Annotated in this window: 1 protein-coding gene; it reads right to left on the bottom strand. The window is 63.1% G+C overall.

Annotated features, from left to right (window positions below):
- Positions 1-13 precede the first annotated feature (13 nt).
- Positions 14-316, bottom strand: a complete 303-nt coding sequence (locus A3764_RS20965; RefSeq protein WP_067925728.1) for a recombinase-like helix-turn-helix domain-containing protein — start codon at positions 314-316, stop codon at positions 14-16.
- Positions 317-550: the final 234 nt, after the last annotated feature.

Raw genomic sequence — 550 nt, forward strand, 5'->3', positions numbered from 1 at the left:
GACATTGCGGAACTCAAGCGCCATAGCCGTGCTCCGCATAGGCCTTGTCGAGCTCCGCGTTCGTTGCCGCCAGTTCGTCATGCAGCATCTGGGCCGTCCATTCGGTCTTGCCGGACCGGGGCGCTTCGAACTTACGCTCTGTCAGCGCGGCGGCGACCGCATCGTAGTCATGGGTGCCGGTGCCGTAGATTTCCATCAGCGCCGCGGCAAAAGCCACTTCCTGCGGCTCCAGTTCCCGTCCCCGGCATTGATGCGCAAGGGCGGGCCGGCTCGTATCGCTGGCTCGCTGGGCCAACCGATCCTTGAATGCGTCCATGGTGCGTCTCCCCCTCAGTCCTGTGTTCAAATGTGAACACTATGTTCAATAATGATGATTGCTCTAATTCCGGGTTCGAGTCAAGAGTTTTGGGTCATTCGGCAAGATCCCGCAGACATCCGCGCTCCCTGCCGCCCCGGCGGCGCCCGTGACACCCGCCGGGGCGCTTGGGCTCAGGCGGCTTCGTAGACCACGCCGTCGTCCTCTGCGGTGCCGATCACGTGCCAGACGGTG

The organism is Sulfitobacter sp. HI0129 (genome assembly GCF_001635395.1).
Lineage (GTDB): Bacteria > Pseudomonadota > Alphaproteobacteria > Rhodobacterales > Rhodobacteraceae > Sulfitobacter.

Excerpts from the sequence above, each read along its gene's own strand:
- A3764_RS20965 (WP_067925728.1), bottom strand. The coding sequence starts at position 316 with ATGGACGCATTCAAGGATCGGTTGGCCCAGCGAGCCAGCGATACGAGC.